Source organism: Thalassospira sp. UBA1131 (assembly GCF_002311515.1).
Taxonomy (GTDB): Bacteria; Pseudomonadota; Alphaproteobacteria; order Rhodospirillales; family Thalassospiraceae; genus Thalassospira.
The window spans coordinates 65,338-72,293 of record NZ_DCAO01000098.1 but is presented as its reverse complement, the minus strand read 5'-3'; the positions used below and the strand labels follow the sequence as shown (position 1 = coordinate 72,293).

9 protein-coding genes are annotated in these 6,956 nt (G+C 53.0%); all 9 read left to right on the top strand.

The genetic code is table 11. The features are described 5' to 3' along the window. On the top strand, positions 1-201 hold a 201-nt coding region (locus B3Z49_RS15505; protein WP_296992507.1), incomplete at its 5' end, for a hypothetical protein. After that, entirely contained in the window at positions 201-2,504 is a 2,304-nt protein-coding gene (locus B3Z49_RS15500) for an MMPL family transporter (protein WP_296992504.1), read from the top strand. The genes B3Z49_RS15505 and B3Z49_RS15500, both read left to right, overlap by 1 nt. After that, complete coding sequence (locus tag B3Z49_RS15495; protein WP_296992503.1) at positions 2,501-3,739, top strand: NAD(P)/FAD-dependent oxidoreductase; 1,239 nt, start codon at positions 2,501-2,503, stop codon at positions 3,737-3,739. Before B3Z49_RS15500 ends, B3Z49_RS15495 begins: the two co-directional genes overlap by 4 nt. An 8-nt stretch (positions 3,740-3,747) precedes the next feature. After that, the gene (locus B3Z49_RS15490; protein ID WP_296992501.1) at positions 3,748-4,092 is read left to right on the top strand and encodes a hypothetical protein; all 345 of its coding nucleotides are present in this window, start codon (positions 3,748-3,750) and stop codon (positions 4,090-4,092) included. A 28-nt stretch (positions 4,093-4,120) separates the two neighbouring features. Continuing rightward, positions 4,121-4,339: a DUF3261 domain-containing protein gene (locus tag B3Z49_RS15485; RefSeq protein ID WP_296992499.1), complete on the top strand. Its 219-nt coding sequence runs from the start codon at positions 4,121-4,123 to the stop codon at positions 4,337-4,339. Between the two features lie 2 nt (positions 4,340-4,341). Then, a complete protein-coding gene (locus tag B3Z49_RS15480; protein WP_296992497.1) occupies positions 4,342-5,547 on the top strand; it encodes a beta-ketoacyl-[acyl-carrier-protein] synthase family protein in 1,206 nt (401 codons plus the stop codon). Next, positions 5,532-6,053 (top strand): hypothetical protein, encoded by a 522-nt coding sequence (locus B3Z49_RS15475; protein WP_414716263.1) that lies wholly within the window; start codon positions 5,532-5,534, stop codon positions 6,051-6,053. The genes B3Z49_RS15480 and B3Z49_RS15475 overlap by 16 nt, the downstream gene beginning before the upstream one ends. Continuing rightward, complete coding sequence (gene fabG, locus B3Z49_RS15470; RefSeq protein WP_296992493.1) at positions 6,050-6,775, top strand: 3-oxoacyl-ACP reductase FabG; 726 nt, start codon at positions 6,050-6,052, stop codon at positions 6,773-6,775. Before B3Z49_RS15475 ends, fabG begins: the two co-directional genes overlap by 4 nt. Further along, positions 6,772-6,956 (top strand): beta-ketoacyl synthase N-terminal-like domain-containing protein (locus tag B3Z49_RS15465; protein ID WP_296992491.1); only part of this gene is annotated, 185 nt, incomplete at its 3' end. The genes fabG and B3Z49_RS15465, both read left to right, overlap by 4 nt.

Sequence of the window (6,956 nt, the reverse complement as noted above, 5' to 3'; positions counted from 1 at the left end):
ATCCTAACGCCGAAAACTAACGGTGCTGTCGCGACCCACTTGAACCGGATCGCGGCGTCAGGCGATATCTTTGTGAAAACGGTGACGATCGAAAAACCATCGTCAGATCAGGATGTCATTACGTTTGATGATCAGGTGGTCGGAATGCTTCCTCTTCCCCCTGAATTCGCCAAACTCGTTACAGACGGGATACCCGAATAATGCGGAGCGCATTCGTTTGGATCATTTGTCTCGTCGTGATGGCCAGCTTCACTGTCTGGCAGTTTACGACAGACCGGACCCAATTGGATGCTGACTTTCTGTCATTGATTGGCCAGGAACAGGAACGCAATCAGGATGGCATCAGCGATATTGACGCGGTACGCGCCCTGCTAAGGGAAAATGGTCGACAAGCGATTTTGATGCTGTCGCATACTGACCGGGATCAGCTGACATCCCTTGCCGAAAAGCTCAAAACAGAAATCTCGCAGATTGATGGTACTGAAAACGTCACGCTGCCCGGACAAAACGCCGCACGCCTTAAAGACGTGCGCAGCCTCTATGGCCCCTATGCCAGCGGGTTGTTGTCTGACAGTGACAGGACTGCACTTGCCAACGGGCAAGCAGATCTGCTGTATCAACGCACACTTCAACAGCTCTATTCGCCTGCCTCATCCTTCACCAGCACGACGTTAAAGCAGGACCCGTTCCTGCTGATGCCGGAATTTCTGACTGGGTTGGCGACAAAACTCGGCCCCGAGAATGATATCGTCACCAAAAATGATCGCATTTATCTTCCGTTGATTGTCTCGCTGCAAAGTGACCAATCGGGCAGCCATGCCAGAAACTGGGTTGATCAGGTCAACCTGATCATCAGTGACGTGCACCAAACTTCCCCCGAACTGAAGATCTTTAAAACCGGTCAGATATTCTTTGCCGTGAACGAAGCCACCACAGCCAAAAGTGACGTACAAACCATTGCTTCGATTGCGACACTTGGGGTGGCAATCATGATCGGCCTGACCTTCTTTTCGCCGTTACCACTTATCGGCGCGATTGTGGTTGTCGGAAGTGGACTGATTGCGGGTGCCACAGCCCTGACTGCCTTTTTCGGCACCATTCATGCAATTGCCCTAGTCTTCGGCGCGACAATGATCGGGATCTCAATTGACTATGCCCTGCATTTTCTCGTGGTTCCGACGGGTAAAACAGGGTCCGATGATCGCTTTAAGGCAATCCGAAGCGGTCTTGGTTTGGGGCTTTTAACCTCTGTGATCGGCTTTATCGCGCTGGCACTGAGCCCCACCAGTTTGTTGCTGCAAATCGCCATCTATTCGATTGCCGGACTGCTTTCGGCCTATTGTTCAGTAAAATTCCTGCTTCCGCTTTTTCCGGCCCGTGAAGTTCGGACTAACTCGCCGATCGCGGCCATACACAACAACCTTATGGTCGCCTTGTCCTACGTTGTTGTTTCAGCACGGCAGAGATTGATTGTGGCAGGCATCCTGATCGCCGCCCTCCCCGTTACGGCCTATCTTGTTCCCGGCCATGATGACATACGCGCCCTTGGTCAAAGCAATCCGACCCTGGTTTCAGACGCCCGGACCATATCTGAAACCCTTGGCTTGGGCGGAAGCCCGGCATTTATCAGGATTAACGGCAAAAACGCACAGCAGCGACTTGAGACATCCGAGGCGGTTCGCCAAGCCATCTCGCCGCTGATCGCCGACGGGAAAATTCAGGGTGCTATCGCACTATCAGATTTTGTCCCATCCATTGCGCACCAGAAAGCCAACAGAGAACTGGTTCGAAACAACCTTTACCAGCCATTCGCCCCTGCATTGGCTGAAGTTCTGCAAATTTCCATCAGCACCCCGGATTTGGACGCGCCGTACCTTACTGCGGATATGGTAGGCAACACCTTGCCAGAGGTGACTACTCTTCAAACCGGCGCATCCGATATCATCCGGCTCCGAGGTCTTGCAGATGGCGCTGCAGTCACCAAAGTTCTTAAGCCCTTTGACAATGCCCGCCTGATCAGCCCGACGGAAACGATCAGCATGCAATTCGCGGAATACCGCTATTGGGCCTATGTCGCACTTGGCTCGGTTCTGCTGATTGCGCTGTTTCTTGCCTCACTTCGCTATGGCGTTCAAAAAGGTATCCGTATCTTTTCCGCCCCTGCCGGCGCGATCTTGTTTGCACTCCTTGGCGGGACAGTGCTGGGTGTTTCGATCAGTTTCTTTACAACGATGGCGATGTTCCTTGTCTTTGCAATTGGCGCGGATTACGTGCTTTTCCTCAGTGAAGGAAATGAGGGGGAACAGGCAGCACATACCCAGCTTGCTGTCTTTCTGTCGCTGATTAGCAGCGTTCTTGCATTTGGCCTTTTGGCGACCAGTTCAGTCCCGTTGGTTAGTGATATCGGCACTGTGATAGCAATCGGGTTGGTTGGCGCCTGGTTTCTTGCCTTCTGGATGACAGCACCAAACAAGCTCACGACAACAACAGGACGTGGAAATTGAGACAGGATTGCGATATCGCCGTCATTGGCGCCGGTCCCGCTGGAAGCACAGTGGCAAAACTGCTTCACGATGCAGGACTTCATGTCACAGTGCTTGAAGCACAGGAATTTCCACGCTTCGTCATTGGCGAAAGTCTGCTACCCAATTGCATGAATGTGCTTGAACGTGCCGGTTTTCTGCCCGCCCTTGAAAAAGCAGGTTTCCAGCACAAAAACGGCGCTGTCTTTGAGTGCGGCAAAAAACATCGCAATATTGATTTCCGCCAGAATTTCGAGACCACTGGTTGGGGCACAACCTATCAGGTAAAGCGTGCCGAATTTGATCATATCCTTGCCAACGAGGCCGCACGCGCTGGGGTTGACCTTCGATTTGGTCATACAGTCACAGCAGTACAGACGTCAGATGGTGATTGTCTCATCACCTATCAGGATAAGGCGGGCATAACATCCGAATTGCGGGCAGGTTTTATTGTCGACGCCAGCGGTTATGGCCGTGTTTTACCAAAACTTTTGGGACTTGCCCGTGCACCGCAATCAATTGCCCGGCGTGCATTGTTTACCCATGTAAAGGACCGCATTGACGACCCTGGCTATGACCGTGACAAAATCCTGATCACCGTTCATCCTGATCGTCGCGATATCTGGTACTGGCTGATCCCGTTTTCAGATGGCACCGCATCCGTTGGGGTTATTTATCCTGATGGCGACCCAGAGTTTGCCCGTATGTCCGAACACGACATCTTTGACCGGTTGATATCCGAAACCCGCCTTGGTCATTTGCTGGCCAATGCGAAACAAACCCGAACATTGCAATCAATCGCCGGATACAGTGCGGAATCTGAAAAGCTGTGCGGCGATGGGTATGTATTGCTCGGCAATGCTGCCGGTTTCCTTGATCCGGTATTCTCGTCAGGTGTTACAATTGCCCTTCATTCTGCGGAATTGGCTGCGGATATGTTGATCGCGCGCCATCAGGCACGCAAAGACATCGACTGGGAAACGGGCTTTGCCAAACCATTGATCCAAGGCGTGCAAACCTTCAGATCGTATGTTGATGCATGGTATGACGGCCGCTTGCAGACAATTATTTTTGAACAACCAGATGATGATTCCCAACTGAAACGTATGGTCGTTTCCATCCTGGCAGGTTATGCATGGAACATGGAAAATCCACTGGTTGCCAAAACCGACCGTTATCTTGAGATGTTGCACGACCTATGCACTCCCGCATCCTGAAATCCGCAATGATCTTGGCCTGCATGATCGGCCTGTCGGCGTGCGAGACGATGAACCTGCCTCAGGTTGCCCTGCCGGATGTGTTTTCAGGCAATGCTGGGCATAAGGTGGCCTTGGCTGACGGGCTTGAATTCACGCTGCCCGCTGCCCCTTGGGATGAAGACGAGACAATTGATGTTGCCCAACAGGTTGAAGCAACCTGGAACAATCAAACCCAGTCCGGAACCGCAACCTTTCAGGGGCGCATCAATATTCAGCCTGATCGCGCGCGAATTGTCCTGATTGATGATCTAGGCCGTCGTGCCGTTGAAATCGACTGGACCGCTGAGCATACCGTTGCCGCAAGAATTTGATACCAAAAGACTTCTTGCGGACATTGTGATGACCTATTGGCCACTTGATGCTGTTGAAGATGCCCTGCCCGATAATATGTCGGTTCATGAGGGATTTGGTGAGCGAACCATTCGGCTTGACGATACGGGCCGCAAATACGCCACCATCGAACACCCGATCAAAGACGTCTGGCAAGGTCAGGCCATTCTGGAAAACCAGCAATTCAACTATCGCATCAAGATCAATTCGATACGGACCGGGAATTAAGTATGGCCCGGCATGCATTTTATCTGTCATCGCTCGGCATTATTTCCGCGCTGGGAAATGGCAAGGCAGAGACCGCGGCGACACTTGCCGGACGCAGACCGGCAGACATGATAAAACGCAGCGGTTATTTACCGGACCGTGACGCCATTCTTGGCTCTGTTACGGCAGACCTGCCTGCACTGCCGCCGCAATTATCAGCCCATGATACCCGCAACAACCGCCTTCTTTGGGCCGCTGCAAGCCAGATCGATGATGAGATTGAAGCGCTGATTGCCACCTATGGCCGACAACGGATTGGCGTTCTGATCGGGACCAGCACCTCCGGGATTGAAGAAGGCACCAATTACTATCAACATCGCGTCGAAACCGGCGAATTTCCTGATACCTTCCGCTATGAACATCAGGAAATAGGATCCCCCTCAGCATTTCTAAGGGATGCCTTTAAACTAGGGGGCCCTGCCTACTCTGTTTCTACCGCCTGCTCATCGAGTGCGAAGGCTTTTGCGTCGGGCATGCGATTACTAAAGGCGGATATCTGCGATGCCGTTATTGTTGGGGGCGTTGACAGTCTGTGTCGGCTGACCGTTGGCGGGTTTGATACGTTGCAATCGCTGTCGGTGTCGATTTGCAACCCGATGAGCCGGAACCGCGATGGCATCAATATTGGTGAAGGTGCCGCCCTCTTTATTCTGCGCAAGGATGCCGGCGATATCGAATTACTTGGTGTGGGTGAAAGCTCGGACGCCTATCACCCCAATGCCCCGCACCCGAATGGCGTTGGCGCGGCACGTGCCATGCGCACCGCCTTGGCGCATGCAGGCCTGACAGCGGACGACATCGCCTATATCAACCTTCATGGCACGGCAACGCCACTTAATGATGTTATGGAGGCCAAGGCCGTTACAGAAGTTCTGGGATCAAACGTACCGGCCAGTTCGACCAAACCCTTAACCGGGCATAGCTTGGGGGCAGCTGGCGCAATCGAAGCTGCAATTCTTTGGCTTTCGCTGAGCGAAAACAAGACTGGCGCACCGCTCCCACAGCATCGCTGGGATGGCGACCTGGATGATGACATTCCGGAATTGAACCTTGTGGCTGCACAGCAATCCCTGGCGCCGGCTGATCGCCTGGCAATGATGAGCAACTCATTTGCCTTTGGCGGCAGCAATGTCTCTGTCATCCTTGGAAAAGGATGGACAACTTCATGACCAACATGCCACAGCGCCATAATCATGCCCTGCCTCCGATCAGTGAACTGGTCATGCATGCCAAGCCGATGCTGTTGATTGATCGGGCCATGTCCGCTGACGAAACCTCACTGACCGCCGAAGTCGACATCACGGCCAACAGCATGTTCTGCGTTCCCAACAAAGGTGTGCCGAGCTATGTGGGCATTGAATATATTGCACAGACTGTTGCCGCCTATAGCGGCTGGCGCGCAAAAAACACTGATCCTGACGCGACACCAAGTGTCGGGTACCTTCTGGGATCGCGCAAGGTCACGCTATCATGCAACTGGTTCCCTATCGGCCGCACCCTGTCGGTTCACATAAGCAACATCTTTGAAGATGGTGAAATGGGTGTCTTAGACGGTGAAATCCGTTTGGGCGAGGAAATACTTGTCGCCGCACGCATCAATGTATATCAGCCCAAAGACAATGAAACTTCTTTGACATCACCTTCGGACAACAACCAAGAAACAACAGACCAATGACCAGGACCATATTGGTAACAGGCGCCAGCAAGGGCATAGGTGCCGCAACAGCACGACGTCTTGCACGGGATGGCTTTGACATCGTTCTTCATTATAACTCTGATCGTGATGGCGCTGAATCTGTCGCAAAAGATGTTCTGGCATCCGGGGTTCAAGCCCGGCTGGTACAGTTTGATATCTCCGATCGGGACGCGACACGCGAAGCCTTGGAAAACGATATCTCCGAACATGGCGCACCATATGGCATTATTCTGAATGCTGGCGTCACACGAGATGGTCCATTTCCCGCCCTTGAAGACGACGACTGGGACAGCGTCATTCACACCAACCTTGACGGGTTTTACAACGTTATCAAGCCGCTATTGATGCCGATTATTCAGCAGCGCAAAGGTGGCCGCATCGTTGCCCTGACATCAATTGCAGGAATTGCTGGCAACCGCGGCCAGGTGAATTATTCGGCGTCCAAAGCCGGGATCATCGGGGCGGTCAAATCCCTCGCCCTCGAACTCGCGAAACGTAAAATCACCGTCAATGCTGTGGCACCCGGGATCATCGAAACGCAGATGACCAAAGACCTGCCCGAAGATGAGGTCAAGGCCATGATTCCGATGCGCCGTTACGGAACAGCCGATGAAGTCGCCGCGACCATTTCATTCCTGTGCAGCGACGATGCATCATATGTTACCCGTCAAGTCATTAGTGTGAATGGGGGCATGCTATGACCCGCCGCGTTGTCGTCACCGGAATGTCTGGCGTTACAGCACTTGGCAACGACTGGCCAACCATCAAAGCCCGCATGCAAGCTGGCAAGACGGGCATCGCTCGAATGTCGGAGTGGGATGACAAATACGATCTGCGTACCCGTCTTGCCGCACCTGTGCCGGACTTTTCGCTCAAAACTCG

What these genes read in the sequence shown, in the direction of transcription:
- B3Z49_RS15500 (WP_296992504.1), top strand. Translation starts at nt 201, where the DNA reads ATGCGGAGCGCATTCGTTTGGATCATTTGTCTCGTCGTGATGGCCAGC.
- B3Z49_RS15490 (WP_296992501.1), top strand. Translation starts at nt 3,748, where the DNA reads ATGATCTTGGCCTGCATGATCGGCCTGTCGGCGTGCGAGACGATGAAC.
- B3Z49_RS15485 (WP_296992499.1), top strand. Translation starts at nt 4,121, where the DNA reads ATGACCTATTGGCCACTTGATGCTGTTGAAGATGCCCTGCCCGATAAT.
- B3Z49_RS15480 (WP_296992497.1), top strand. Translation starts at nt 4,342, where the DNA reads ATGGCCCGGCATGCATTTTATCTGTCATCGCTCGGCATTATTTCCGCG.
- B3Z49_RS15475 (WP_414716263.1), top strand. Translation starts at nt 5,532, where the DNA reads ATGGACAACTTCATGACCAACATGCCACAGCGCCATAATCATGCCCTG.
- fabG (WP_296992493.1), top strand. Translation starts at nt 6,050, where the DNA reads ATGACCAGGACCATATTGGTAACAGGCGCCAGCAAGGGCATAGGTGCC.